Source organism: Mycobacterium bohemicum DSM 44277 (assembly GCF_001053185.1).
In the GTDB taxonomy this organism is placed as follows: Bacteria; Actinomycetota; Actinomycetes; order Mycobacteriales; family Mycobacteriaceae; genus Mycobacterium; species Mycobacterium bohemicum.
In genome coordinates, this window is the sequence record NZ_CSTD01000001.1 from 1,650,037 (window position 1) to 1,676,095 (window position 26,059).

Below are 26,059 nucleotides of genomic sequence, written 5' to 3' on the forward strand. Positions count from 1 at the left end.
ATTGATACGAGCGGCGGCGGTGACCTGGCGGCCGCGCGGGGCCGGCGGGGAGGCCGAGAAGGGCATTCGGCGGCAGCGCGATCGCTAGAGTCGGGCGGATAGACACCACCTCGGCCGCCGCGGCGGCACCGGAGACCCGGCGGTCGGCCAGGCTGCACGCGGCCGCGCCGCTTTTGTTGATCGCCAGCGTCGCCGCGCGGCTCGCGTGGACCTACCTCACGCCCCACGGGGCCAACTTCGTCGACCTGCACGTCTACCTCGGCGGCGCCGCGGCCCTGGACCATCCCGGCACGCTCTACGGCTACGTCTACGCCGACCAGACGCCTGACTTCCCGCTGCCGTTCACCTATCCACCGTTTGCGGCCGTGATCTTCTACCCCTTGCACTTCCTGCCGTTCGGCCTCGTCGCCTTCCTCTGGCAGGTCGCGACCATGGCGGCCCTGTACGCGTGCGTTCGGGTCAGCCAGCGCATGATGGGCCTCGATGCCGACGCGGCCGGCGGACCCCGCGTGGCGATGCTGTGGACGGCGGTCACCATCTGGATCGAGCCGCTGCGCAGCACCTTCGACTACGGGCAGGTCAACGTGCTGCTGATGCTCGCGGTGCTGTGGGCGGCCTACAGCTCGCGGTGGTGGCTGTCGGGATTGCTGGTCGGCGTGGCGGCCGGCATCAAGTTGACCCCGGCGATCGCCGGGCTCTACCTGCTCGGCGTTCGGCGGTGGGGGGCGGCGGTGTTTTCGGCGGCCGTGTTCCTCGCGACCGTCGGGGCGTCGGTGTTGGCGGCCGGCGACCAGACCCGCTACTACTTCACCAAACTGCTGGGTGACGCGCATCGGGTCGGCCCGATCGCCACATCGTTCAATCAGTCGTGGCGCGGCGGCATTTCGCGGATCGTCGGCCACGACGCCGGCTACGGCCCACCGGTGCTGGCCGCGCTCGCGGTCACCGCCGTCACCGCCGTCCTGGCCTGGCGCGCGCTGGACGGCCCGGATCGGCTGGGCAAGCTGTTGGTGGTCGAACTGTTCGGGCTGCTGCTATCCCCGATTTCGTGGACGCACCACTGGGTGTGGCTGGTGCCGCTGATGATCTGGGCGATCCACGGGCCGCAGCGCGCCCGGCACGGGGCGCGCGTGGTGGGCTGGGGTTGGTTGGCGCTCGCCATCATTGGCGTGCCGTGGTTGCTGAGCTTTGCCCAGCCGACGATCTGGCAGGTCAACCGCCCGTGGTATCTGGCCTGGGGCGGACTGGTCTACATCGTGGGCGCCGTCGCGACCCTCGCGTGGATCGCGGCCAGGCCCAGGCCCAGGCCCGAGTCCTAGTCGCCGACGATGCCGTTGATGTCGCGGGCCATCGCGACGTCCTTGTCGGTGATGCCGCCCTCGGAATGCGTGACGAGCGCGAAAGTCACTGTCCGCCAACGGATATCAATGTCCGGGTGATGATCCTTGCTTTCGGCGTGCTCGGCCACCCGGCGCACCGCGTCGATTCCGCCGAGAAACGACGGGAACTTGATCGACCGGCGCAGGGCGCCGTCGGCGCGCTCCCATCCGTCGAGGTCTTGCAGCGCGGCGTCCACTTCCTCGTCCGATAACACAGCCATACCTCGACCGTATACCGTCTCTGGCCATGCCGACCCAGATCGTCGTCGCGGCCGCCGTGATCCGTCGCGGCCGGCTCCTGGTGGCGCAGCGGGCGCGGCCCCCGGAGTTGGCCGGGCGCTGGGAGCTTCCCGGCGGCAAGGTCGCGCCCGGGGAAACGGAACCGGCGGCGCTGGCCCGCGAGTTGTCCGAGGAGCTCGGTCTGTCGGTCGGCGACGTCAGCGTCGGCGAGCGCCTCGGCGCGGACGTCGCGCTCAATGCCGGGATGACGCTGCGTGCCTACCGGGTGGGGCTGCGCCGCGGCGAGCCGCACGCCCACGACCACCGCGCGCTGCGCTGGGTCACGGCGGCGGAGCTCGGCGACGTCGATTGGGTGCCGGCCGATCGCGGCTGGTTGACGGACTTGAGACGAGCCCTCGAAGCGACCTCATAACGAGTCCACAGTCGTTCGGCAGGCTGCCCACAGGCGCGTGGCAGGTCGCCGGCGTGAACTAGGATATATAACAAAGTGACTTGTAAGAAAGACGTCGGTCGAACCTGACGCGGCGGTGTTTGCGTGGCCGCGGCCATCCCGGACGGGCGGTGCTCAGGGCGCGAATACCCTGCGCGACAGTGCCCTTCGCGTATGACGCCCGCTCCGGTCGCAGCCAGCCGCTTGGTGAAAGGCGCGACGCCACGGAAGTGGAGGGGTTTGCTTCTTGACTGTCACACCTCGCGTCGGCGGACTACTCGAGGAGCTGCTGGAGCGCAGCGGTCGGTTCTTCACCCCGGGCGAGATCTCGTCCGACCTGCGCACGGTCACCAGGCGGGGCGGTCGGGAGGCAGACGCCTTCTACCGCGACCGCTGGAGTCACGACAAGGTGGTGCGCTCCACCCACGGGGTCAACTGCACCGGCTCCTGCTCGTGGAAGATCTACGTCAAGGACGGGATCATCACCTGGGAGACCCAGCAGACCGACTATCCGTCCGTGGGTCCGGACCGGCCCGAATACGAGCCGCGCGGCTGCCCTCGCGGCGCGTCGTTTTCCTGGTACAGCTACTCGCCCACCCGGGTTCGGTATCCCTACGCCCGGGCCGTGCTGGTCGAGATGTACCGCGAGGCCAGGGCGCGGCTCGGTGATCCCGTGCTGGCGTGGGCGGACATCCAGGCCGACCCCGAGCGGCGTCGTCGCTACCAGCGGGCCCGCGGGAAAGGCGGACTGGTTCGGGTGACCTGGGCCGAGGCCACCGAAATCATCGCCGCCGCCCACGTGCACACCATCAAGGCGTACGGCCCGGACCGGGTCGCCGGCTTCTCTCCGATCCCGGCGATGTCGATGGTGTCCTATGCCGCCGGCTCGCGGTTCTTCGAACTGATCGGCGCTCCGATGACGTCGTTCTACGACTGGTATGCCGACCTCCCGGTCGCCTCGCCGCAGGTTTTCGGCGACCAGACCGACGTCCCGGAATCCGGCGACTGGTGGGACGCCGCGTACCTGATGATGTGGGGCTCCAACGTGCCGATCACCCGCACGCCCGACGCGCACTGGATGGCCGAGGCGCGCTACCGCGGCACCAAGGTGGTAACCGTCAGCCCGGACTACGCCGACAACACCAAGTTCGCCGACGAGTGGATGCCGTGCGCCGCGGGCACCGACGGCGCGCTGGCGATGGCGATGGGCCACGTCATCCTCTCGGAATGTTATGTGCAACAGCAAGTTCCGTTCTTCGCTGACTTCGCGCGCCGCTTCACCGACCTGCCGTTCCTGATCAAGCTCGAACACCGCGGCGACATGCTGGTGCCGGGAAAGAATCTCACGGCGGCGGACCTGGGCAGAGGCGTCGAGAATGCGGCGCTCAAGCCTGCCGTGCTGGACGAGGCCAGCGGCGCCGTGGTAGTGCCGCACGGCTCGCTGGGTTTCCGTTACGGCGAGGACGGCCTGGGCAAGTGGAACCTCGATCTCGGTGATCTGGTGCCCGCGCTCAGCGTGGCCGGATCGGACTGCGACACGGCGCTGGTGCACCTGCCCAGCTTTGACACCGTCGGCGGCGAAGGTGCCACCGTCGCGCGCGGGGTTCCCGTCCGCCGCGTCGGAGAGCACCTGGTGTGCACGGTGTTCGACCTCATGCTCGCCCAATACGGAGTGGCGCGGCCCGGACTGCCCGGCGAATGGCCCAGCGGCTACGACGATCCCACCCAGCCGAACACCCCCGCGTGGCAGGAGCCGATCACCGGCGTGTCGGCCGGCCAGGTCATCCGGGTCGCCAGGGAATTCGCTCGCAGCGCAGAGGAATCCGGCGGTCGGTCGATGATCATCATGGGCAGCGGGATCTGCCAATGGTTTCACGGCGACGCCATCTACCGCGCGGTCCTGGCGCTGCTGATGCTGACCGCGTCGATGGGACGAAACGGCGGAGGCTGGGCGCACTACGTAGGCCAGGAGAAGGTTCGGCCCCTCACCGGATTCCAGACGATGGCGATGGCCACCGATTGGGTGCGGCCGCCGCGGCAGGTGCCCGGCGCTTCCTACTGGTATGCGCATACCGATCAGTGGCGCTACGGCGGGTACCAGGCCGACAAACTCGCCAGCCCGATCGGCCGGGGCAGGTTCGCCGGCAAGCACACCATGGACGTGCTTGCCTCCGCGACCGCCATGGGCTGGAGCCCGTTCTATCCGCAGTTCGACCGGTCCAGCCTCGACGTCGCCGACGAGGCCCGCGCCGCGGGCCGTGACGTCGCCGAGCACGTCGCCGAGCGGCTCGGACGGGGCGAACTCAAACTGGCCGTCACCGATCCCGACAATCCCGCCAACTGGCCGCGGGTACTTACGGTCTGGCGCGCCAACCTGATCGGATCATCCGGCAAGGGCGGCGAGTACTTCCTGCGCCACCTGCTGGGCACCGACTCCAACGTGCAGGCCGAGCCGGCGCGCCCCGGGGACATCCCCGAGGGCAAGCTCGACCTGATGATGTCGATCGACTTCCGGATGACGTCGACGACGCTGGTGTCCGATATCGTGCTGCCCGCGGCGACGTGGTACGAGAAGGCCGACATCTCCAGCACCGACATGCACCCGTACGTGCACGCGTTCAGCGCCGCGACCGACCCGCCGTGGGAAACCCGCTCGGACTTCGACGCCTTCGGCGCCATCGCCCGCGCGTTCAGCGCGATGGCCAAGCGCCACCTGGGCACCCGCAGCGACGTGGTGCTCACCGCGCTCGAGCACGACACACCCGACGCGATGGCCTATCCCGGTGGCACGGAAGAAGATTGGCTGAGCACCGGCGCGACTCCGGTGCCCGGGCGCACGATGGGCAGGCTGACCGTGGTGGAGCGCGACTACGCCGCGGTCTACGACAAGTGGCTGACGCTGGGTCCGCTCGTCGACCAGTTCGGGGTGACCACCAAGGGGGTCACCGTGCATCCCTTCAAGGAGGTCGAGGAGCTGGGCGCGAAATTCGGCGTGATGAATTCCGGTGCGGGGCAGGGCCGGCCGGCCATCACCAGCGCCGCGCGGATGGCCGACGTCGTGCTGCTGCTGTCCGGGACCACCAACGGCCGGCTGGCGGTGGAGGGCTTCCGCGAGCTGGAGAAGCGCACCGGTCAGCGCCTGGCGCACCTGGCCGAAGGCAGCGAGGAACGTCGCGTCACCTATGCCGACACCCAGGCACGCCCCGTCCAGGTGATCACCAGCCCGGAGTGGTCGGGCAGCGAAACGGGCGGCCGCCGCTACGCGCCGTTCACCATCAACATCGAAAACCTCAAGCCGTTCCACACGCTCACCGGGCGGATGCACTTCTACCTGGCCCACGACTGGGTCGAGGAGCTGGGCGAGCACCTGCCGGTCTACCGGCCGCCCCTGGACATGACGCGGCTCTTCGGCGAGCCCTCGCTCGGCCCCACCGGTGACGGGATCGGCCTGACCGTGCGGTATCTCACGCCGCACTCGAAGTGGTCGTTCCACTCCACCTACCAGGACAACCTGTACATGCTATCGCTGTCGCGCGGCGGCCCGACGATGTGGATGAGCCCGGGGGACGCGGCGAAAATCGGCGTCCGCGACAACGATTGGGTGGAGGCGGTCAACGCCAACGGCATCTACGTGTGCCGCGCGATCGTCTCCCACCGGATGCCCGACGGCGTGGTGTTCGTCTACCACGTGCAGGAACGCACCGTGGACACGCCGCGCACCGAGAAGAACAACAAGCGCGGCGGCAACCACAACGCGCTGACCCGCGTGCGGATCAAGCCGAGCCACCTGGCCGGCGGCTACGGCCAGCACGCGTTCGCGTTCAACTACATGGGCCCGACCGGCAACCAGCGCGACGAGGTGACGGTGGTGCGCCGGCGCAGCCAGGAAGTGCGGTACTGAATGAAGGTAATGGCGCAATTGGCCATGGTGATGAACCTGGACAAGTGCATCGGCTGTCACACCTGCTCGGTGACTTGCAAGCAGGCGTGGACGAACCGGTCGGGCACCGAGTACGTGTGGTTCAACAACGTCGAAACCCGGCCCGGGCAAGGCTATCCCCGCACCTACGAGGACCAGGAGCGCTGGCGCGGCGGCTGGGTGCGCGACCGCAAGGGCCGCCTGCGGCTGCGTGACGGCGGGCGAATCCACAAGCTGCTGCGGATCTTCGCCAACCCCAGGTTGCCGACCATCGACGACTACTACCAGCCGTGGACCTACGACTACGAGAACCTGACCACCGCACCGGCGGGTGACACCTTTCCGACGGCCGCCCCGAAAAGCCTGATCACCGGCGAGCCGATGAAGGTCTCCTGGGGGCCGAACTGGGACGACAACCTGGCAGGCTCGCCGGAGATCCTGGCCGGCGATCCCATCCTGAAGAAGGTCAGCGAGGAGGTGAAGCTGAAGCTCGAAGAGACCTTCATGTTCTACCTGCCCCGGATCTGCGAGCACTGCCTCAACCCCTCCTGCGTGGCGTCGTGCCCGTCGGGGGCGATGTACAAGCGCAGCGAGGACGGCATCGTGCTGGTCGACCAGGACCGCTGCCGCGGCTGGCGCATGTGTGTGTCCGGATGCCCTTACAAGAAGGTCTATTTCAACCACAAGACCGGCAAGGCCGAGAAGTGCACGCTGTGCTATCCGCGGATGGAGGTCGGCCTGCCGACCATCTGCTCGGAGACCTGCGTCGGGCGGCTGCGCTACCTGGGTCTGGTGCTCTACGACGTCGAGCGGGTGCTCGAGGCCGCATCGGTGGAAGACGACGCCGACCTCTACGAGGCGCAGCGTCGGATCCTGTTGGACCCCAGCGATCCCGAGGTGATCGCGGGCGCCCGGGCCGAGGGCATCTCCGACGAGTGGATCCGGGCCGCGCAGCGCTCCCCGGTGTACGCGCTCATCAACACCTACAAGGTCGCCCTGCCGCTGCATCCCGAATACCGCACCATGCCGATGGTCTGGTACATCCCGCCGCTGTCGCCGGTGGTCGACGCGGTCAGCCGCGACGGTCATGACGGGGAGGACGCCGGAAACCTGTTCGGCGCGCTGGAGGCGCTGCGCATCCCCATGCAGTACCTGGCCGAACTCTTCACCGCCGGCGACACCCGGGTGGTCGAGGGGGTCTTGCGCCGGCTCGCGGCGATGCGCTCCTACATGCGCGACATCAATCTCGGCCGGGAGACCCAGCCGCACATCCCGCAGTCCGTCGGCATGACCGAAGAACAGGTCTACGAGATGTACCGGCTGCTAGCCATCGCGAAATACGAAGAGCGCTATGTCATCCCGACGGCATTCGGACCACAGGCCCGCGAGCTGGAAGGGATGGGCTGCGCGCTGGACGGCGACGGCGGCCCGGGCATGTACGAGTCGGGCGACCCGGTGCCGGTGTCGGTCGAGACCTTTCACTCCGTGCAGCGGGTGAATCTGCTCAACTGGGACGGCCGCCAGGCACCCGCCGGACTGTTTCCCGGGGAGCAGACGCGATGAGGCTGCGGGAACGGTCGAACGCCAAGACGATGCGGGACCGGCTGGTGTGGCAGGCGGCGTCCCTGCTGCTGGCCTATCCGGACCCTCGCCTGGGCGCGCGGCTCGACACCGTCGAGGAGTTGCTCGGTCACGCCGGCGGCGCCCCGGCCGGGCTGCTCGACCGCACGGTCGCGGCGTTGCGCGCCCGCACGCCCATGGATGCCGCGGCGGATTACGTGGCGACGTTCGACATGCGGCGAAACTGCACGATGTATCTGACGTACTGGACCGCCGGGGATACCCGCAACCGCGGGCGGGAGATGCTGGCGTTCGCCGCCGCCTACCGCGCGGCGAGGCGCCGGACCACCTGCCCGTCGTGCTGGAGTTCGCCGCCACGGTCGACCCCCGATCCGGCAGGCGGTTGCTGGCCGAGCACCGAGTGCCGATCGACGTGTTGCGGGGCGCCCTCGCGGATGCCGAGTCGCCCTACGAGCACACCGTGGCCGCTGTGTGCGCGACGCTGCCGGCGGGGACCGATCTGGACCTGCGCCGCGCGGAGCGCCTCGCCCGGGAGGGCCCACCCGCGGAAGCCGTTGGGCTGCAACCTTTCACGTTGACCGTGCCGCCGCGGCGCAGGGAAGGAGCGGCACATGTTCAGTAGCGTACTTTTCTGGGACATCGCGCCGTACGTCACGCTGACGGTGTTGGTGCTCGGCACGTGGTGGCGATACAAATACGACAAGTTCGGCTGGACGTCGCGCTCCTCGCAGGTCTACGAGTCGCGGTTGTTGCGGATCGGCAGCCCGATCTTCCATTTCGGCATTCTGGCCGTCTTCGCCGGGCACGTGATGGGCCTGTGCATCCCGCCGCGGGTCACGCACATGTTGAAGGTCAGCGACTACGCCTACCACCTGCAGGCGGTGATCGCCGGTTCGATCGCGGGCGCAGCGACGCTCGCCGGTATCGGTCTGCTGATCTACCGCCGCTTCACGCGCCCCGCGGTGTCCATCGCGACCAGCCGGAGCGACAAGCTGATGTATGTCGTGCTGGTGCTCGCCATCGTGGTGGGCCTGTATTGCGACCTGATCGGCACCGGGCCGCACGGCGGCGAGTTTCACTACCGCTACACGGTCGGTTTGTGGTTCCGGCGGATCTGGCTCCTGCAGCCGCATGGCGAGGTGATGGTCAACGCACCGCTGGACTACCAACTGCACGCCCTCATCGGCATGGTGTTGTTCACCGTGTGGCCGTTCACCCGCCTGGTCCATGTGTTCAGCGCGCCGGTCGTCTACCTGTTCCGGCCCTACATCGTCTACCGCAGCCGCGCGGCGACGGCCGAGGGCGAGATGGTCGGCGCGGCACCGCCCCGCAGGGGCTGGTAACCGGCGCGGCCTGGGCTTTCGCGGTGAATCCAGGGCGGCGACACGCCGGGGGGCGCCACCCTGGATTCACTGCGAACGGGCGGCACCGCCCCCGGCGCCGGTTCGCTATCTGAGGCCCCCACTGCCACAATCACCGACGTGCCATTCCGCAATGTCGCCATCGTCGCCCACGTCGACCACGGCAAGACGACCCTGGTCGACGCGATGCTGCGGCAGTCCGGTGCGCTGCACCACCGCGGTGATGACACCCAGGAACGCATCATGGACAGCGGTGACCTCGAGAAGGAAAAAGGCATCACCATCCTGGCCAAGAACACCGCCGTGCATCGCCACAACCCGGACGGGACCGTGACGGTGATCAACGTCATCGACACCCCCGGGCACGCCGACTTCGGCGGCGAGGTCGAACGCGGGCTGTCCATGGTCGACGGGGTGTTGCTGCTGGTCGACGCGTCGGAGGGGCCGCTGCCGCAGACCCGCTTCGTGCTCCGCAAGGCGCTGGCCGCCCATCTTCCGGTGATCCTCGTCGTCAACAAGACGGACCGGCCGGACGCGCGGATCGCCGAGGTGGTCGAGTCCAGCCACGACCTGCTGCTCGACGTCGCCTCCGACCTGGACGACGAGGCGGCCAAGGCCGCCGAGCACGCGCTGGGCCTGCCGACGCTGTACGCGTCCGGTCGCGCCGGCGTGGCCAGCACCACGCAGCCCGCCGACGGCCAGGTGCCCGACGGTGACAACCTCGACCCGCTGTTCGACGTGTTGATGGAGCACATCCCGCCGCCGTCGGGCGACCCGGAGGCGCCGCTGCAGGCGCTGGTGACCAACCTCGACGCGTCGGCCTTCCTCGGGCGACTGGCGCTGATCCGCATCTACAACGGCAAGCTGCGCAAGGGCCAGCAGGTCGCGTGGATGCGCGAGGTCGACGGGTTACCGGTCATCACCAGCGCCAAGATCACCGAGTTGCTCGCGACCGAGGGCGTCGAACGCAGCGCCACGGACGAGGCGATCGCCGGCGACATCGTGGCCGTCGCCGGGCTGCCCGAGATCATGATCGGGGACACCCTGGCCGACCCCGATCACGCTCACGCGTTGCCGCGCATCACCGTCGACGAGCCGGCGATATCGGTGACCGTCGGCACCAACACTTCGCCGCTGGCGGGCAAGGTGCCGGGTCACAAGCTGACCGCGCGGATGGTCCGCAGCCGGCTGGACACCGAACTCGTCGGCAACGTGTCGATCCGGGTGGTGGACATCGGCCGCCCCGACGCGTGGGAGGTGCAGGGCCGCGGCGAACTCGCCCTGGCGGTGCTGGTCGAACAGATGCGCCGCGAGGGCTTCGAGCTCACGGTCGGCAAGCCGCAGGTGGTCACCCGCACGATCGACGGCAGGCTGCACGAGCCCTTCGAGGCGATGACGATCGACTGCCCGGACGAATTCGTCGGCGCGATAACGCAATTGATGGCCGGCCGCAAGGGCCGCATGGAGGAGATGACCAACCACGCTGCCGGCTGGGTGCGGATGGACTTCATCGTGCCCAGCCGCGGGCTGATCGGCTTCCGCACCGACTTCCTCACGCTCACCCGCGGAACCGGGATCGCGAATGCGGTCTTTGACGGATACCGGCCGTGGGCGGGGGAGATCAGGGCCCGGCACACCGGTTCGCTGGTGTCGGACCGGTCCGGCACCATCACGCCGTTCGCGCTGCTCCAGCTCGCCGATCGCGGCCAGTTCTTCGTCGAGCCCGGGCAGGACACCTACGAGGGCATGGTCGTCGGAATCAATCCTCGCCCAGAGGATCTCGACGTCAACGTCACCCGCGAGAAGAAGCTGACCAACATGCGCTCGTCGACCGCCGACGTCATGGAGACCCTGGCCAAGCCGCTCGAACTCGACCTCGAACGCGCCATGGAGTTCTGCGCGCCCGACGAATGCGTCGAGGTGACCCCGGAGATCGTGCGGGTCCGCAAGGTCGAGCTCGACGCCACCACCCGGGCCCGCAGCCGGGCGCGCGCCAAGGCCCGGGGTTAGCGGATTGGCGGAACCCCGCGAGCATGACCTCACTGCGAACGCCGGCGCGGTTTCCCGCCGCCGGGTCAGGCTCGGTGCGCGCGTGCCGCGGCGGGTGCTCGATACGCTGATCGGCGTGCCGAGACCATCCCGCCGCCTGATGACGACGGTGGGCGGGGTCGTCTCGCTCGTGGGCGTGGTGGTGGCGGCGTGCACGGTCAACCCGCCGCCGGCCCCCCAGAGCACCGACACGCCGCACAACGCGCCCCCGCCTCCGCCGCGGGTCACGCAGATCATCATGGGCATCGACTCGATCGGCGCCGGGTTCAACCCGCACCTGCTGTCCGACCTGTCGCCGGTGAACGCCGCGATCAGCGCGCTCGTGTTGCCCAGCGCGTTTCGGCCGGTGGCCGATCCCAGTACGCCCACGGGTTCGCGCTGGGAGATGGACCCGACGCTGCTGGTGTCGGCCGACGTGACCAACCAGAACCCGTTCACGGTGACCTACAAGATCCGGCCCGAGGCGCAGTGGACCGACAACGCTCCGATCGCCGCGGACGACTTCTGGTACCTGTGGCGCCAGATGGTCGGTCAGCCCGGGGTGGTCGACCCGGCCGGATACGACCTGATCACCTCGGTGCAGTCGCTCGAGGGGGGCAAGCAGGCGGTGGTCACCTTCTCGCAGCCGTACCCGGCGTGGAAGGAACTGTTCAGCAACATCCTGCCCGCCCACATCGTCAAGGACGTGCCGGGCGGCTTTGCGGCCGGCCTGGCCAGGGCGCTGCCCGTCACCGGCGGGCAGTTCCGGGTGGAGAGCATCGACCCGCAGCGCGACGAAATCCTGATCGCCCGCAACGACCGCTACTGGGGTCCGCCGGCCAAGCCCGCGCTGATCCTGTTCCGCCGCGCCGGTGCCCCGGCCGCGCTGGCCGATTCCGTGCGCAACGGCGACACTCAGGTGGCCCAGGTGCACGGCGGTTCGGCGGCCTTCGCCCAGCTGTCGGCGATTCCCGACGTGCGGACGGCGCGGATCGTGACGCCCCGGGTCATGCAGCTCACGCTGCGCGCGAACCAGCCCAAGCTGTCGGACTCTCAGGTGCGCAAGGCGATCCTGGGACTGCTCGACGTCGACCTGCTCGCGGCCGTCGGCGCCGGCAGCGACAACACCGTCACGCTCGACCAGGCCCAGATCCGCTCCCCGAGCGATCCGGGCTACGAGCCGACCGCTCCGCCGGCGATGACGACGCCGGCGGCGCTGGCGCTGTTGACCGGCGCCGGATACAAGGTCGACAGCGACACCTCGACGCCACCGCCGCCGCCGCCGCCCGGTGGTGGGCCGCCGGAGGTGGTCCGCGGCCGGATCAGTAAGGACGGCCAGCAGCTCTCGCTGGCGATCGGGGTGGCGGCCAATGACCCGACCGCCGTGGCGGTGGCCAACACCGCGGCCGACCAGCTGCGCAACGTCGGCATCGCCGCGACCGTGCAGGCGCTGGACCCGGTGCTGCTCTACCGCGACGCGCTCAACAACAACCAGGTTGACGCCATCGTCGGCTGGCATCAGGCCGGCGGGAACCTCGCCACGCTGCTGGCCTCGCGTTATGGCTGTCCCGCGCTGCAGACCACCCAGGTGTCGACCTCCAATGCGGCCGCCACCAGCGGTCCCACCGCGGCTGGGCCGTCCGCCGGGGCGCCCCCGGCCCCGCCGTCCCCGACGCCGACGACCACCAGCCGTGCACCCGAACCCGGCGCCTTGGTGCAGGCGCCGTCGAATCTCACCGGAATCTGCGATCGCAGTATCCAGTCCAACATCGATGCCGCGCTCAATGGCACCAAAAACATCAACGACGTGATCACCGCGGTCGAGCCGCGAATTTGGAATATGTCCACGGTCTTGCCAATACTGCAGGACACCACCATTGTCGCGGCCGGGCCGAGCGTGCAGAACGTCAGCCTTTCCGGAGCCGTGCCGGTCGGCATCGTCGGCGACGCCGGCCAATGGATCAAAACCGGGCCCTGAGGGCACCTTCGGCCGCGGCCCGGGCCTGGCCGAAAACAACCCCGGCCCAACCGAATTCAAACGGACCCTTACGGGCGAATTGCCCCGGTCGGTAACAATTAGGTGAATTAACGCAAATGGTTGTTTTCAGCACCGCCTAGCGGCACGGCGATACTCTCGGTTTTATCGCGCTCACCCGCACGATCCGACGTGGGGGATAGCGGGGTGGGGATGTCTTGAGCCGGGGAGGCAGCATGTCGTATCTGATCGCAGCACCGGAATTGATGGCCGATGCCGCGCTGAATTTGGCGAATATCGGCTCGTCGATCGGTTCGGCAAATCTGGCCGCCGCCGTGGCGACGAGCGGAGTGCTGCCGGCCGCCGCCGATGAGGTGTCCGCGGCGATAGCTACCCTGTTCTCCCAGCACGCGGTGAGCTATCAACAGCTCAGCGCTCAGGCCGAGGCGTTCCACCAACTGTTCGTCCAGACCATGAACGCGGGCGCGGGCACATACGCGGCGGCCGAGGCCAACGTGGTGCAGACCATGGCCGCCTCGGTCCCCGCGCTGAGCGTCGACCTCAGCGGTGGCCTGTCGGGCCTGGCCGCCAGCCTCAGCGCCGACATCACGCAGCTCGGCGCCGGCCTCAACCTCGCCCTGTCCGCCAGCCTCGGCGGAAATCTCTCGGGCCTGGCGCCACTGGGCACCGCGATCGCGGCGGACGTCAACGGCGGCCTGAACGCCCTGGCGCAGACCGGCGGCGCGCTCGCCACCAACATCGGCGCCGGGCTGTCCAACGTCTCCGGCGCGCTGAGCGCCGGATTGCCCGGCCTGCAGGCCACCATCGGCGGCGGACTTTCCGGCCTCAACGCCCAGCTGAACGCCGCGTTGTCGGGTGGCTTGTCCGCAAACCTCTCCGGGCTGGGAGCCGGGCTGGGGGCCGGGCTGTCGGGGTTGGCGCAGACCGGTACGGCGCTGGCAAACAGCTTCGGCGCGGGGATAAACGGCCTGGCCGGCGGCCTGGGCGCCCAACTGTCCGGCCTGGCCGGTGGGCTGAGCCTGGCATTCCCGGGCCTGGCCGCCAGCCTGAGCGGCGGGCTGTCCGGCCTGAGCGCACAACTGACGGCGGCGTTGAGCGGCGGCTTCGGCGGCAGCCTCTCGGGACTGGGGCCCCTGGGCGCCGCGTTGGCCGCCGACGTCAACGGCGGCCTGGCGGCGCTGGCGCAAAGCGGTGCGCTGCTGACGGCCGGCCTGCCCGGTCTACAGGCCACCCTGACCGGCGCGCTGCCCGGGCTCAACGCCGTGTTGACGGGCGGCTTCCCGGGCCTGGGGGCCAGCCTTTCCGGGCTCGTGCAGACCGGCCAGTCGCTGGCCGGCACCCTGACCGCCGGGCTGCCCGGACTGGGCCTCAGCCTGCCGGCCTTGACCGGCGGCATCAGCACGGCGCTGTCGGGCGCCCTGAGTGCCGGCCTTCCCGGCCTGACCGGCGGTTTGAGCGGCAGCCTCGCCGCGCTGGCGAACATCCTGGGCTTCAGCCCGGCCCTCGGCGCCAACATCAACCTCGCCCTGACCGGGCTGGGCGCTTCGCTGAGCGCGGCCCTGTCGGGAGGCCTGGCGGCCAGTTTGGCGGAGCTGCCGACCGCGATGCTGAACCTGGTCGCGCCCTTCCAGACGCTGCTGACGGCCACCTCGCCGGCCGCGTTCCTGGCGCAACTGCAGACGATGGAGCTCAACTTCAACGCGGCGCTGCTCAACGCCGAACTCGGTTTCAACGCCGCCCTGGTCGCCCAGGAAGCGGGCCTGGAACTGGCCCTCTTCGGCAACCTCGGCAACGACGTGGCCAACACCTTCTTCAACTTCTGGAACCTGGTGCTGGGGACGGGCGAGGCGACCGTCGACAGCCTGATCGGCCTGCAGTTGCCCCTGGGCCTGCTGACCGGAAGTCTGGCGATCGGCACCAGCCCGATCATCGCCGGCGGCGGGTTCCTGGCCGCCCTGCCCACCAAGTTCCTGTGGGACCTCGGTGTCGTCGAGGCGGTCGCGGGTGCCTTCCTGGGCGGCGGCGGCCTGCAGGCGGCCCTGACCGGGGCGCTCACCGCGGGCGGCCTGCAGGCGATGCTCGGCGTGACGCTGGGCGGGTCGGTGTTCGCCGGGCTTCCCGCGACGGGGGCGGCCCTGGTGGCGGCGCCGATCGCGGGCCTACAGGCCATCGGGGCGGCCGAATTCGGCGCGTTCAACAACCTGGTCGGGCTGGAAACGGCCTTCAACACCAACCTGCTGGGCAACGAAATCGCCTGGGAGACAGCCACATTCGGCACTCCGGTGGCACTCAACGGGGTGCTGAACCGCGCCTTCAACGTCGGCAATCTGGTGATTTCCACCGGGGAGCAGACGGTGAACAGCTTCCTGAGTGGCTCGCCGGCCACCGCGCTCTTCCTGACCGGTACCGGACAGGAGGTCTTCAACGCCGGCAACATCGGCGGCATCGAGGGCATCTTCGACCAGAGCCTGGCGCTGGGCGCCAACCTGGCCGGGCTGCTCTAGGCCGGGCGGTTCAGTCGGCGGTCGCGGGCGACCGCGGCGGGATCACCGTGTCGACGATGAGCTCCAGGTAACGCCGGTTCGGCGGAGATCCGTGCAGCAGGAAGTGCTGGTTGATCAGCGCCGGGCCGATGCGCGCCGTCAATGGCGTGACCGTGTTCGGATCGAGGTCGCCGTCGGCAACCGCGGCCTGCAGGATCGATTCGATGAGTTTCAGGCGCGGCGCCACCACGGCGTCGGCGAAGATGGCGCGCATCTCGTCTTCGTGCAGGAGCTGATTGATGGTGGCCATGCCGGGGAAGTCGGTCTTGCCGGCGCAGACGTCGCGGTGCGCGCTGAACACCGCCAGCAGGTTGTCCCTGGCCGACCGGCCGGAGCGCAGCTCGGGCGACGGCGGCAGGGTATGCACCAGCGCCGCGTGCACCAGATCCTGCTTGGTGCACCAGCGTCGGTACAGCGCCGCCTTGCCGGTCTGCGCGCGCGCCGCGATCCCTTCCATCGTCAGCCCGCCGTATCCGACCTCGGCCAATTCGGCGAGGGTCGCCGCGTAGAGCGCCCGCTCCAGAACCTCGCCGCGCCGGCGGCTGCGGCTCTCCGGCGATTTCTGGGTGAGCTGAGGCATTTCTCGATAGTAGCCGTCGGCGTTCCTATCCCGCTGCTGTCCGAGCAAAGGCGGGGGTTCCGGGTAGTTTACGTCCATGCCGCAGACGCGCGAGACTCCGAGGCTGCTGTTCGTCCACGCCCATCCCGACGACGAAAGCCTCAGCAACGGAGCCACCATCGCCCACTACACCGCCCGCGGCGCGCAGGTGTCGGTCGTGACGTGCACCCTGGGCGAGGAGGGCGAGGTGATCGGTGACCGGTGGGCGAACCTCGCCGTGGACCGCGCCGACCAGCTCGGCGGCTACCGCATCGGCGAGCTCACGGCCGCGTTGAGCGCGCTGGGCGTCGGCGAACCGGTTTACCTCGGCGGCGCGGGCCGCTGGCGTGACTCCGGCATGGCCGGCACTCCGCCGCGGCGCCGGCAGAGGTTCATCGACGCCGACGAGCCCGAGGCCGTCGGCGCGCTGGTGGCGATCATTCGCGACCAGCGGCCGCACGTCGTCGTGACCTACGACCCCAACGGCGGGTACGGGCATCCCGATCACGTCCACGCCCACGCCGTGACGACCGCCGCGGTCGCCGCCGCCGGCCCCGCGACCGGCCCCGCCGACTATCCGGGAGAGCCGTGGGCGGTGCCGAAGTTCTACTGGACGGTGTTCGCGCAGAAGGCATTCGCCGCCGCGCTGGCCGCGCTGAATCCCGAGGACCTGCTCAAGGAGTGGGCCGTGCCGCCGGAAGAGGGGTTCGACTTCGGGTATGCCGACGCCGACATCGACGCCGTCATCGAGCCCGACCCCAGGGCGCAGGCGGCCAAAGCCGCGGCCCTGGCCGCGCACGCCACCCAGGTGGTGGTCGGTCCGACCGGCCGCGCCTGCGCGCTGTCCAACAACATGGCGCTGCCCATCGTGGGGCCCGAGCACTACGTCCTGGCCGCGGGCACGGCCGGCGAGCGCGACGAGCGTGGCTGGGAGACAGATTTGCTTGCGGGGCTTGGCTTCACGTGGTTCGGCGCGGGGCCCACGGGGTAGGCTCCTACAAGGCAGCCACGGAAGGAACTCTCATGGACCCGGACATGGACCCTAATATGCAGCACTGGCAGGACCGGCTGGACAGCCTGCAGTGGGTGATCGGCTCGATCCTGTCCAACATCGACAGCGTTCCGACCTGACCGCGATCGAGCCACGCGTCGCGTCGGTCGACGATCCCGGCCCGACGGACCCCGCCATCCGCTTTGTCGTCTTGTCGCTGCTCGCCGTCGACGGTGTCCTCTCCGCACTGGCCGGGGCCCTGCTACTGCCTTCCTACATCGGCTCCGTTCCCTTCCCCGTCAGCGCACTGCTCAGTGGGCTGCTCAACGCCGCGCTCGTCTGGGCCGCCGGGCAGTGGACCAGGTCGTCGCGCGTGGCCGCGCTGCCGCTGTGGTCATGGCTGTTGACCGTGGCGGTGTTCAGCATGGGCGGGCCGGGCGACGACATCGTTCTGGGCGGCCGGGGCCTCATGGCCTACGGCGCGCTGCTGCTGATCGCGCTCGGGGTGGCGCCGCCGGCCTGGGTGCTGTGGCGGCGCGGCCATCCGGCAGCGCCGATGCCCTGAGCCGCTCCGGCCGCTACGAGAGCGGCGGTAGCGGCGGCAGCGGCGGCAGGAAGCTGCGGAACCAGTAGATCTCGGTGTTGATGAACTGGTTGATCGACGCCGTGGTGGCCGCCCAGAAGTTGCTCAGCCCCTGAGAAAATGTGATCTCGCCGGCCAGCCAATCGAGCGTGTTGAACAGGCCGCTCTGCACCATCGGCTCGAAGAGGTCGTAGAAGAACATGATCTGCGGGGCCACCCAGCTCACGTAGGGCACATAGCCGGCCGCCCACGTAACGAGCTGGAAGCCGTACTGCACCCACGGCTCGATCTGCAGGTAGGCGGCCTCGATCGCGTCGGCGATGGGGGCGAACGCGTTCGCCGCCGGCGTCAGCGCGGCGGCGGCCGTCATGCCGGCGGGCGACAGCAGCGCGGCGGCCGCGGTCAGAGCGCGAACCCCGCCCGTGGGGGCCAGCAGCAGAGCGGCGGACTGGCCGACGCTTTGAGCGCCGCGCGCCAGCAGTCCCGGGCCGCCCAGCAGGCCGCCGCCGCCCGACACGGCGCCTTCGTCGGGCCGGCGGCCGCGGCGCCGGCCGAGCCGAGCCCGCGTCCGATACCGGTCAAGTCGGAGGCCGCGACGGCCAGTGCTTCAGGCGCGGCGAACACAAAAGACATCTGGCACCTCCCTTTGCCAGCCCTGGCCACACACCCCAGCGCGGCTGTGACTGGTCGTCATTCGACGAATTGCTCGGATCGTATCGCCATCGGCGAGCCGATCACCGGGAATCACGGCAAAGCCCAACGGGTCCGTTGGACCTCGTCGACTCGTGGTCAACCGCTTGGCGGCCGGCCCCTGCCGCTACTGTTGCGCGTATGGGGCCTGCCGTGGTTGCCAAGACGCGATGTTCCGGGACACGCGGATGAAATCCGATCGTGGGGGAGTTACACCAACGTGCCACTGACACCGGAGCCCCCGGGTAAGGCGCCCGTCGCTCTGCGGAGCCCCGTCGTCCCGCCCGTAGCAAGCGCTTCGGCGCTGCGGCGGGTGCTGCGCCGGGCCCGCGACGGCGTCGTCCTCAACGTCGACGAGGCCGCCCTGGCGATGACGGCGCGGGGTGCGGACCTGGCGGACCTGTGCGCCAGCGCGGCGCGGGTGCGCGACGCCGGTCTGGAATCGGCCGGGCGGCGGGGGCCGAACGGGCACCTGCCGATCACGTACTCGCGCAAGGTGTTCCTGCCCATCACCCACCTGTGCCGTGACAGCTGCCACTACTGCACGTTCGCGACGGCCCCCGGCAAGCTGCGCGCCCGCGGGGCCGGCATGTACATGGAGCCCGACGAGGTGCTCGACGTTGCCCGTCGCGGGGCCGAACTGGGTTGCAAGGAAGCATTGTTCACGCTGGGCGACCGGCCGGAAGAGCGCTGGGAAGAGGCGCGCGACTGGCTGGGCGAGCGCGGCTACGATTCCACGCTGTCCTACGTGCGGGCGATGGCGATCCGGGTGCTGGAGGAGACCGGGTTGCTGCCGCACCTTAACCCCGGTGTGATGAGCTGGTCGGAGATGTCGCGGCTGAAACCGGTGGCACCGTCGATGGGCATGATGCTCGAGACCACGTCGCGCCGGCTCTTCGAGACCAAAGGGCTTGCGCACTACGGCAGTCCGGACAAGGACCCGGCCGTGCGGCTGCGCACGCTCACCGACGCGGGCCGGCTGTCCATTCCGTTCACCACCGGCCTGCTGGTCGGCATCGGGGAGACGCTGACCGAACGCGCGGAAACCCTGCACGCGATCCGCAAGTCCCACAAGGAGTTCGGCCACGTCCAAGAGGTGATCGTGCAGAACTTCCGGGCCAAGCAGCACACGGCGATGGCCGATGTCCCCGACGCCGGGATCGAGGACTACCTGGCGACCGTGGCGGTTGCGCGGTTGGTGCTCGGGCCGGGAATGCGGATTCAGGCGCCGCCCAACCTGGTGTCGCGCGAGGAATGCCTGGCGCTGATCCGCGCCGGCGTCGACGACTGGGGCGGTGTCTCGCCGCTGACCCCCGACCACGTCAACCCCGAACGGCCCTGGCCGGCGCTGGACGAACTGGCCGCCGTCACCGTCGCGGGCGGCTACGAGCTGGTCCAGCGGCTGACCGCCCAGCCCAGGTACGTCCAGGCCGGCGCGGCCTGGATCGACCCCCGCGTCTACGGCCACGTCGAGGCGCTGGCCGACCCCGACACCGGCCTGGCCCGCGACGTCAACCCGGTGGGCAGGCCGTGGCAGGAGCCCGACGACGTGGAGTCCGCCGGCCGGGTCGACCTGAACGCCGCGATCGACACCGACGGCCGCAACAGCGAGGCCCGCAGCGACCTCGAAAGCGCCTTCGGCGACTGGGAATCCATCCGTGCACACGTCGCGGAGCTGGCCGCGCGGGTCCCCGAACGCATCGACACCGACGTGCTCGCGGCGCTGCGCTCGGCCGAGCGGAACCCGGGCGGCTGCACCGACGACGAATATCTCGCGCTGGCGACGGCCGACGGCCCCGCATTGGAAGCGGTTGCCGCCCTTGCTGATTCGTTGCGCCGCGACGCCGTAGGCGACGACGTGACGTTCGTGGTCAACCGCAACATCAACTTCACCAACATCTGCTATACCGGTTGCCGGTTCTGCGCGTTCGCCCAGCGCAAGGGCGACGCCGACGCCTACTCGCTCTCGGTCGACGAGGTCGCCGACCGCGCGTGGGAGGCGCACGTCCAGGGCGCCACCGAGGTGTGCATGCAGGGCGGGATCGACCCCGAATTGCCGGTGACCGGCTACGCGGAGCTGGTTCGCGCCGTCAAGGCCCGCGTGCCGTCCATGCACGTGCACGCGTTCTCCCCGATGGAGATCGCCAACGGGGTGACCAAGAGCGGCTTGAGCATTCGCGAGTGGCTGATCGGCCTGCGCGAGGCCGGGCTGGACACGATTCCGGGCACCGCAGCCGAGATCCTCGACGACGAAGTGCGGTGGGTGCTGACCAAAGGCAAGCTGCCGACGTCGATGTGGGTCGAAATCGTGACGACCGCGCACGAGGTGGGCCTGCGGTCGTCGTCGACCATGATGTACGGCCACGTCGACACCCCCCGGCACTGGGTGGCCCACCTGCAGGTGCTGCGCGACATCCAGGACCGCACCGGGGGTTTCACCGAGTTCGTCCCGTTGCCGTTCGTGCACCAGAACTCGCCGCTGTACCTCGCCGGCGCCGCCCGCCCCGGGCCCACCCACCGCGACAACCGCGCCGTCCACGCACTGGCCCGGATCATGTTGCACGGCCGCATTTCTCACATCCAGACCAGCTGGGTCAAGCTCGGCGTCGAACGGACGCAGGTGATGCTCAACGGCGGCGCCAACGACCTCGGTGGCACGCTGATGGAGGAGACCATCTCGCGCATGGCCGGCTCGGAACACGGGTCGTCGAAGACGGCGGCCGAATTGATGGCGATCGCCGAGGGCATCGGGCGCCCGGCGCGTCAGCGCACCACCTCCTACGCGCCGCTGCCGGTCTGACCGCAAGGCCGCGACCGCGCGCGGCCGCCGGTCGTGGACACCGCGGCCCACAGAACACTGAGAACAGATGCCGCGATCCGGGACGCCGCTGTTGTGGGCCAGAAAACCGGCGGACCCGGCACGGATTCAAGCCGTGCCGGGCCCGAGGCCTCAAATCAAGTGCGCCGCCTGCTCAGCGGCTACTGAACCGGAGTGCGGCTCAGTAACCGCTGCAAGTGCTCGCGACCGCCGTCACGTCGTTGAAATACGCCGCGGCCTGCGGCATGGCCTGAATCTGCGCAGCCATCTGAGCCCGCTTCGACGGCGGCGACGCAAGGAACTGACGCAGGTAGCTCTGCGCGATCGGCGACGCGTTGAACTGCGCGGCAGCGCCCGGGTCGGTCGCGCTGAGCGCCGCCATCACCTGCCCGTAGTTGCACGTCGTGTTGATCACCGGGTCCAACGGGTCCGCGGACGCGATCCCGGCCCCGGCAGTCAACGCGATGGCGGCACCGCCAACAGCGGTAGCCAGTTTGGTCAATGACAGCCTCACCATGTACGGACACCTTCCCCAACTAATGCACCGTCAGACGACGGCGACGACATCTTGCCCAGCGGTTGCCGTCTTCGGTCGAGATTACAGCCCCCCTGAGCTTTCTTCCAACGCAATCGTTATCGCACAACGTCGAGGAGACGTAACAAATGCCAGGCCAGGGCATTGTTCGCCAGGGGCGAACGGTTGCCGTGATCCCGCCGGGGCCGTAACCGGGCGGTTTGTCGCGATCCGCGTCCGTCGGCCACCCCCGACGCCCGCGCTGCGATCGGACCGCCCCGGCCGCCGCCTCCGGCCGGTCCGGCGACCGGCGGGCCAGGTGGTTGACGTGTATGTGAAACGTCTAGTATCAGTAACCGAAAGCTTTGTCCGGAGCGGTCCCGAGCACCGTTTCCGGCCGACCCGCAGCCCGCATCGAGCCCCACATGGAGGAGACGTCTGTGACCTACACGATCGCCGAGCCCTGCGTCGATATCAAGGACAAGGCGTGCATCGAGGAGTGCCCGGTCGACTGCATCTACGAGGGCGCCCGGATGCTCTACATCCACCCGGACGAATGCGTCGACTGCGGGGCCTGTGAGCCGGTGTGCCCGGTGGAAGCGATCTACTACGAGGATGACGTCCCGGAGCAGTGGAGCCAGTACACCCAGATCAACGCTGACTTCTTCGTTGAACTCGGCTCGCCGGGCGGTGCGGCGAAGGTCGGCCTGACCGAGAACGACCCGCAGGTGGTCAAGGATCTGCCGCCCCAGGGCGAAGGCGACTGAGCGCGCCGGTGCCGCGTCAGCCCGGAGCGGGGACGCGCGCCCCGCGCGGGCGAGTGTCCGGGCCGGTCTCGGCCTCGCTGCCGGAGTTCCCGTGGGACACCCTGGCCGACGCCAAGGCCCTGGCGGGCGCGCATCCCGGCGGGATCGTCGACCTCTCCGTCGGCACCCCGGTCGACCCGGTGGCGCCGCTGATCCAGGACGCGCTGGCCGCCGCCGGTTCCGCGTCGGGGTACCCCGCGACGGCGGGCACCGCGCGGCTACGGGAGTCCGCGGTCGCCGCGCTGGGCCGCCGCTTCGGGATCGACGGGCTGACCGAGGCCGACGTGCTGCCGGTGATCGGCAGCAAGGAGCTCATCGCCTGGCTGCCGACGTTGCTCGGCCTGGGACCCTCGGACTCCGTCGTGGTGCCGGAGCTGGCCTACCCGACCTATGACGTCGGCGCCCGGCTGGCCGGCGCGCAGGTGCTGCGCGCGGACTCGCTGACCCAGCTGGGGCCCCTGTCGCCGGCGCTGGTCTACCTGAACTCGCCGAGCAACCCGACCGGGCGCGTGCTGGGCGTCGACCACCTGCGCAAGGTGGTGGACTGGGCGCGCGATCGCGACTGCGTGGTCGCCTCCGACGAGTGCTACCTGGGCCTGGGATGGGAAGCCCAGCCGCTGTCGATCCTGCACCCCGACGTCTGCGGGGGAGACCACACGGGGCTGCTCGCCATCCACTCGCTGTCCAAGAGTTCGTCGCTGGCCGGTTACCGCGCCGGCTTCGTCGCCGGGGACGGGGCCCTGGTCGCCGAACTGCTCGCCGTGCGCAAACACGCCGGGATGATGGTGCCCACTCCGATCCAGGCCGCCATGGTGGCCGCCCTCGACGACGACGCCCACGAGCGGGTGCAGCGGGAACGCTACGAGCGGCGCCGGGCCGTCCTGCTGCCGGCGCTGCGTTCGGCGGGCTTCATGGTGGACCACTCCGAGGCGGGCCTCTACCTGTGGGCCACCCGCGGTGACCCGTGCGGCGACACCGTCGCCTGGCTGGCGGAACGCGGCATCCTGGTGGCGCCCGGCGACTTCTACGGCCCGGGTGGGGCGCGGCACGTGCGAGTGGCGCTGACTGCCGCCGACGAGCGGATCGCCGCCGCGGTGCACCGGCTGAGTTAGCCGAGCCTCCTGCCGCGTCGGCGTGGCAAACGGCAGAATGCATCGAAGGCGGTTCTTGCGGTCAACCCTCGGGAAGGAATGTCGCCCTTGACTTCGTCGTCGGGTACGCCCCGGATTCCCCTGTCTTTCGGTGAATTGGCCAAGCGCGTCTTTCTAGGCAAGCCGTTGATCACCGAGGACCTGTCCTCTGAGAAGCTCTCGAACCCTGTTGCTCTCGGAGCGCTTTCGCCCGACGCTATTTCGTCCACCGCCTATGGCCCCGAGCAGATCCTGATCGAGCTGCTCCCGCACGCCGGCTTGGCGGCTTTCTTGTTGTTGCTGCCCATCACCGGGGTCATCCTGTTCATCCTGGTGTTGGTGACCGCGTCGTACCGCCAAGTGGTGATGGCCTACACCCGGGCGGGCGGTTCCTACATCGTCGCGCGGGACAACTTCGGCCCGCGGGTGGCGCAGGTCGCCGCCGCGGCGCTGTTGATCGACTACGTGGTCACGGTCGCCGTGCAGTCGGCGGCCGGAACCGTTGCCGTGGTGTCGGCCATCCCCGCGTTGGGGCCACACAGCCTGCAGATCACCGTCGCCGTGGTGCTGCTGATCTGCTACGCCAACCTGCGCGGACTGCGGGAGGCGGGATGGCCTTTCGCGTTCGCGACCTACTTCTTCGTCCTCATGGTCGGGGCGACGATCGTCGTGGGCGTCGCGCGGGCGCTGTCGGGCGACCTGCCGGTGTATGACCCCGCCCGCATGCCCGGGACGGTGGCGGTTCATCAAGCCGACGGCCTGGTGATGGGTGCGACGGTGCTGGTGCTGCTGCGTGCCTTCGCCAACGGCGGTTCGTCGCTGACGGGGGTGGAAGCGATCTCCAACACGGTCGACTACTTCCGAAAGCCGCAGGGCCGCAACGCCCGTCTGGTGCTCACCGTCATGGCCTCCATCCTCGGCTTCCTGCTGGCCGGGGTCGCCTACCTCGCGTACGTCACCCATGCCACGCCCTACCGCAGTGAGTATCCTTCGGTCCTGTCGCAGATCGCCCGCGGGGTCTTCGGTACCGGCGTGGTCGGCAACGTCTTGTACATCCTCGTCCAGACGGCCACCGCCGCAATCCTGTTCACCGGTGCGAACACCAGCTTCAACGGGTTCCCGGCGCTGGCCAGTTTCGTGGCCGAGGACCGTTTCCTGCCGAGACAGCTGATGAAACGCGGCCACCGGCTGGTGTTTTCGAACGGCATCCTCACACTTGCCGCGCTGTCGGTGGCCTTGCTCGTGGTGACCGGCGCCTCCGTCAACGCGTTGGTGCCGTTCTACGCGATCGGCGTTTTCACCGGGTTCTCGATGGCCGGTTACGGCATGACCAAACACCACCTGACCCAGCGTGAACGGGGATGGCGGCACCGGCTGGTGATCAACTTTTCCGCGGCCATCCTGTCCACCGTCGTCGTCGGCATCTTCGCGGTGGCGAAGTTCACCGAAGGTGCGTGGCTGGTGGTAGTCATCTTCCCCCTGCTGGTGTGGGGACTCACCCGGCTCAACCGTGAATACCGTGCCGAGGCGGCCATTCTCGAGATGTTCCGCACCGACCGGCCCGATCTGGTCAAGTACGCGCGGCACAAGGTGTTCGTGTTCGTGAGCTCGCTCGACCTGTCGGTGATCGAAGCGTTGCGCTACGGGAAGGGGTTGCGGGCCGACGACCTGGTCGCCGTGCACTTCATGGTCGACGCGGCGTATGCCGCGCAGCTGCGCAAGCGGTGGGACCACTTCGACCTGGACACCCCGCTGCGGGTTGTGGACTGCCCCGACCGGCGGATCACCCGGGCCGCGCAATTGCTGGTCGCCAAGGCCCGGGAGGAACATCCGAACACCAACGTGACCGTATTGCTGCCGCGCAGAACCTTTGCGCCCCTGCTGGGTCGGCTACTGCACGACCGCACGGCCGACAAGATCGCCCGCGCGGTCAGCGTCATCCCCGACGCCGCGGCCACGATCGTGCCCTACGACGTGGAATCGCGGATCAGGGAGGCCTACCCCGACGACTTCGAGCAGCGCATCGCCCACGAGATCGACAAACTTCAGGCATGGGTGTCCAAGGGCGAGGATCGAAACATCGACGACTACGAGCATCCCCAGCGGCCGCGGTCGGTCATCATGGTGTCGGGCCTGATCTCCGGTCAGCGCGCCACCGTCGAGGGGCGGGTCAACGAGGTCCAGGACGTCGCGCGGGGCAGTCGGACCCTGCGGCAGGTGGTCGTCGGCGACAACAGCGGTGAGTTGACCGTCACGTTCCGTCCGGGCCACGGGGGTGCCGACATCCAGCCCGGCCAGGTGGTGCGGATCACCGGCAAGGCCCGCCAGACCGGCAACCAGCCCGTCTGCATGATCGACCCCGTGTACCACGTGGTCGAGGACCCCGCCAAGGAAGCTGGGTCGCCGGCCGCGGACCAAAAGCGCGACGGTGATCGATGAGCCGGTGCGGGGG

Annotated in this window: 18 protein-coding genes and 2 pseudogenes; 15 read left to right on the forward strand and 5 right to left on the reverse strand. The window is 69.5% G+C overall.

The annotated features are described in order from the left end of the window. Window positions 1-80: 80 nt before the first annotated feature. On the forward strand, window positions 81-1,319 hold the full coding sequence (locus BN971_RS07550) for a mannosyltransferase (RefSeq protein WP_085180413.1): 1,239 nt from the start codon (window positions 81-83) through the stop codon (window positions 1,317-1,319). Here the strand turns inward: BN971_RS07550 and BN971_RS07555 are convergent. Next, entirely contained in the window at window positions 1,316-1,600 is a 285-nt protein-coding gene (locus BN971_RS07555; RefSeq protein ID WP_085180411.1) for a 4a-hydroxytetrahydrobiopterin dehydratase, read from the reverse strand. The genes BN971_RS07550 and BN971_RS07555 overlap by 4 nt on opposite strands. 26 nt (window positions 1,601-1,626) lie before the next feature. On the opposite strand from BN971_RS07555, the gene BN971_RS07560 reads away from it, so the two are divergent. The 8 genes and pseudogenes from BN971_RS07560 to BN971_RS26275 all read left to right on the forward strand — a co-directional run bounded on the left by BN971_RS07560 (window position 1,627) and on the right by BN971_RS26275 (window position 15,438). Beyond that, the gene (locus BN971_RS07560; RefSeq protein WP_085180409.1) at window positions 1,627-2,031 is read left to right on the forward strand and encodes a (deoxy)nucleoside triphosphate pyrophosphohydrolase; all 405 of its coding nucleotides are present in this window, start codon (window positions 1,627-1,629) and stop codon (window positions 2,029-2,031) included. Between the two features lie 265 nt (window positions 2,032-2,296). Further along, on the forward strand, window positions 2,297-5,950 hold the full coding sequence (locus BN971_RS07565; RefSeq protein WP_085180407.1) for a nitrate reductase subunit alpha: 3,654 nt from the start codon (window positions 2,297-2,299) through the stop codon (window positions 5,948-5,950). After that, window positions 5,951-7,531, forward strand: a complete 1,581-nt coding sequence (narH, locus tag BN971_RS07570; RefSeq protein WP_085180405.1) for a nitrate reductase subunit beta — start codon at window positions 5,951-5,953, stop codon at window positions 7,529-7,531. It abuts the gene before it with no gap. Beyond that, window positions 7,528-8,171, forward strand: a pseudogene (gene narJ / locus BN971_RS07575) (nitrate reductase molybdenum cofactor assembly chaperone). The gene narH and the pseudogene narJ overlap by 4 nt, the downstream one beginning before the upstream one ends. Continuing rightward, on the forward strand, window positions 8,161-8,892 hold the full coding sequence (gene narI / locus BN971_RS07580) for a respiratory nitrate reductase subunit gamma (protein ID WP_085180401.1): 732 nt from the start codon (window positions 8,161-8,163) through the stop codon (window positions 8,890-8,892). The pseudogene narJ and the gene narI overlap by 11 nt, the downstream one beginning before the upstream one ends. 138 nt (window positions 8,893-9,030) lie before the next feature. Further along, the gene (gene typA, locus BN971_RS07585; protein ID WP_085180399.1) at window positions 9,031-10,920 is read left to right on the forward strand and encodes a translational GTPase TypA; all 1,890 of its coding nucleotides are present in this window, start codon (window positions 9,031-9,033) and stop codon (window positions 10,918-10,920) included. Window positions 10,921-11,029: 109 nt separating this feature from the next. Next, window positions 11,030-12,916: an ABC transporter family substrate-binding protein gene (locus BN971_RS07590; protein ID WP_169718582.1), complete on the forward strand. Its 1,887-nt coding sequence runs from the start codon at window positions 11,030-11,032 to the stop codon at window positions 12,914-12,916. A 233-nt stretch (window positions 12,917-13,149) separates the two neighbouring features. Further along, window positions 13,150-15,438: a PE family protein gene (locus BN971_RS26275; RefSeq protein WP_085180395.1), complete on the forward strand. Its 2,289-nt coding sequence runs from the start codon at window positions 13,150-13,152 to the stop codon at window positions 15,436-15,438. 10 nt (window positions 15,439-15,448) lie between these two features. Here the strand turns inward: BN971_RS26275 and BN971_RS07600 are convergent, their stop codons facing one another. Continuing rightward, a complete protein-coding gene (locus tag BN971_RS07600) occupies window positions 15,449-16,057 on the reverse strand; it encodes a TetR/AcrR family transcriptional regulator (RefSeq protein WP_085180394.1) in 609 nt (202 codons plus the stop codon). A gap of 76 nt (window positions 16,058-16,133) precedes the next feature. Between BN971_RS07600 and mshB the strand changes: the two genes are divergently transcribed. Together mshB and BN971_RS07610 are read left to right on the forward strand one after the other, a co-directional pair. Further along, a complete protein-coding gene (gene mshB / locus BN971_RS07605) occupies window positions 16,134-17,066 on the forward strand; it encodes an N-acetyl-1-D-myo-inositol-2-amino-2-deoxy-alpha-D-glucopyranoside deacetylase (RefSeq protein ID WP_085180392.1) in 933 nt (310 codons plus the stop codon). A gap of 91 nt (window positions 17,067-17,157) precedes the next feature. Continuing rightward, window positions 17,158-17,631, forward strand: coding sequence for a hypothetical protein (locus BN971_RS07610; protein ID WP_085180390.1), 474 nt, complete (start codon window positions 17,158-17,160; stop codon window positions 17,629-17,631). Window positions 17,632-17,644: 13 nt separating this feature from the next. On the opposite strand, the gene BN971_RS07615 is transcribed toward BN971_RS07610, so the two are convergent. Beyond that, the gene (locus BN971_RS07615) at window positions 17,645-18,166 is read right to left on the reverse strand and encodes a hypothetical protein (RefSeq protein ID WP_170322090.1); all 522 of its coding nucleotides are present in this window, start codon (window positions 18,164-18,166) and stop codon (window positions 17,645-17,647) included. A 41-nt stretch (window positions 18,167-18,207) separates the two neighbouring features. After that, window positions 18,208-18,282, reverse strand: a pseudogene (locus BN971_RS25670) (PE family protein); the annotation flags it as partial. Window positions 18,283-18,565: 283 nt separating this feature from the next. On the opposite strand from BN971_RS25670, the gene BN971_RS07625 reads away from it, so the two are divergent. After that, window positions 18,566-21,139, forward strand: coding sequence for a bifunctional FO biosynthesis protein CofGH (locus tag BN971_RS07625; protein ID WP_090350039.1), 2,574 nt, complete (start codon window positions 18,566-18,568; stop codon window positions 21,137-21,139). Between the two features lie 199 nt (window positions 21,140-21,338). On the opposite strand, the gene BN971_RS07630 is transcribed toward BN971_RS07625, so the two are convergent. Continuing rightward, window positions 21,339-21,671 (reverse strand): hemophore-related protein, encoded by a 333-nt coding sequence (locus tag BN971_RS07630; RefSeq protein WP_085180565.1) that lies wholly within the window; start codon window positions 21,669-21,671, stop codon window positions 21,339-21,341. A gap of 440 nt (window positions 21,672-22,111) precedes the next feature. On the opposite strand from BN971_RS07630, the gene fdxA reads away from it, so the two are divergent. From fdxA to BN971_RS07645, 3 genes are all read left to right on the forward strand, one after another. Next, entirely contained in the window at window positions 22,112-22,438 is a 327-nt protein-coding gene (gene fdxA / locus BN971_RS07635) for a ferredoxin (protein WP_085099779.1), read from the forward strand. 53 nt (window positions 22,439-22,491) lie between these two features. Further along, entirely contained in the window at window positions 22,492-23,589 is a 1,098-nt protein-coding gene (dapC, locus tag BN971_RS07640; protein WP_090349900.1) for a succinyldiaminopimelate transaminase, read from the forward strand. 87 nt (window positions 23,590-23,676) lie between these two features. Further along, the gene (locus tag BN971_RS07645; RefSeq protein ID WP_085180564.1) at window positions 23,677-26,046 is read left to right on the forward strand and encodes an APC family permease; all 2,370 of its coding nucleotides are present in this window, start codon (window positions 23,677-23,679) and stop codon (window positions 26,044-26,046) included. Window positions 26,047-26,059 lie beyond the last annotated feature (13 nt).

What these genes read in the sequence shown, in the direction of transcription:
- BN971_RS07555 (WP_085180411.1), bottom strand. Translation starts at nt 1,600, where the DNA reads ATGGCTGTGTTATCGGACGAGGAAGTGGACGCCGCGCTGCAAGACCTC.
- BN971_RS07560 (WP_085180409.1), top strand. Translation starts at nt 1,627, where the DNA reads ATGCCGACCCAGATCGTCGTCGCGGCCGCCGTGATCCGTCGCGGCCGG.
- narH (WP_085180405.1), top strand. Translation starts at nt 5,951, where the DNA reads ATGAAGGTAATGGCGCAATTGGCCATGGTGATGAACCTGGACAAGTGC.
- narI (WP_085180401.1), top strand. Translation starts at nt 8,161, where the DNA reads ATGTTCAGTAGCGTACTTTTCTGGGACATCGCGCCGTACGTCACGCTG.
- BN971_RS26275 (WP_085180395.1), top strand. Translation starts at nt 13,150, where the DNA reads ATGTCGTATCTGATCGCAGCACCGGAATTGATGGCCGATGCCGCGCTG.
- BN971_RS07600 (WP_085180394.1), bottom strand. Translation starts at nt 16,057, where the DNA reads ATGCCTCAGCTCACCCAGAAATCGCCGGAGAGCCGCAGCCGCCGGCGC.
- mshB (WP_085180392.1), top strand. Translation starts at nt 16,134, where the DNA reads ATGCCGCAGACGCGCGAGACTCCGAGGCTGCTGTTCGTCCACGCCCAT.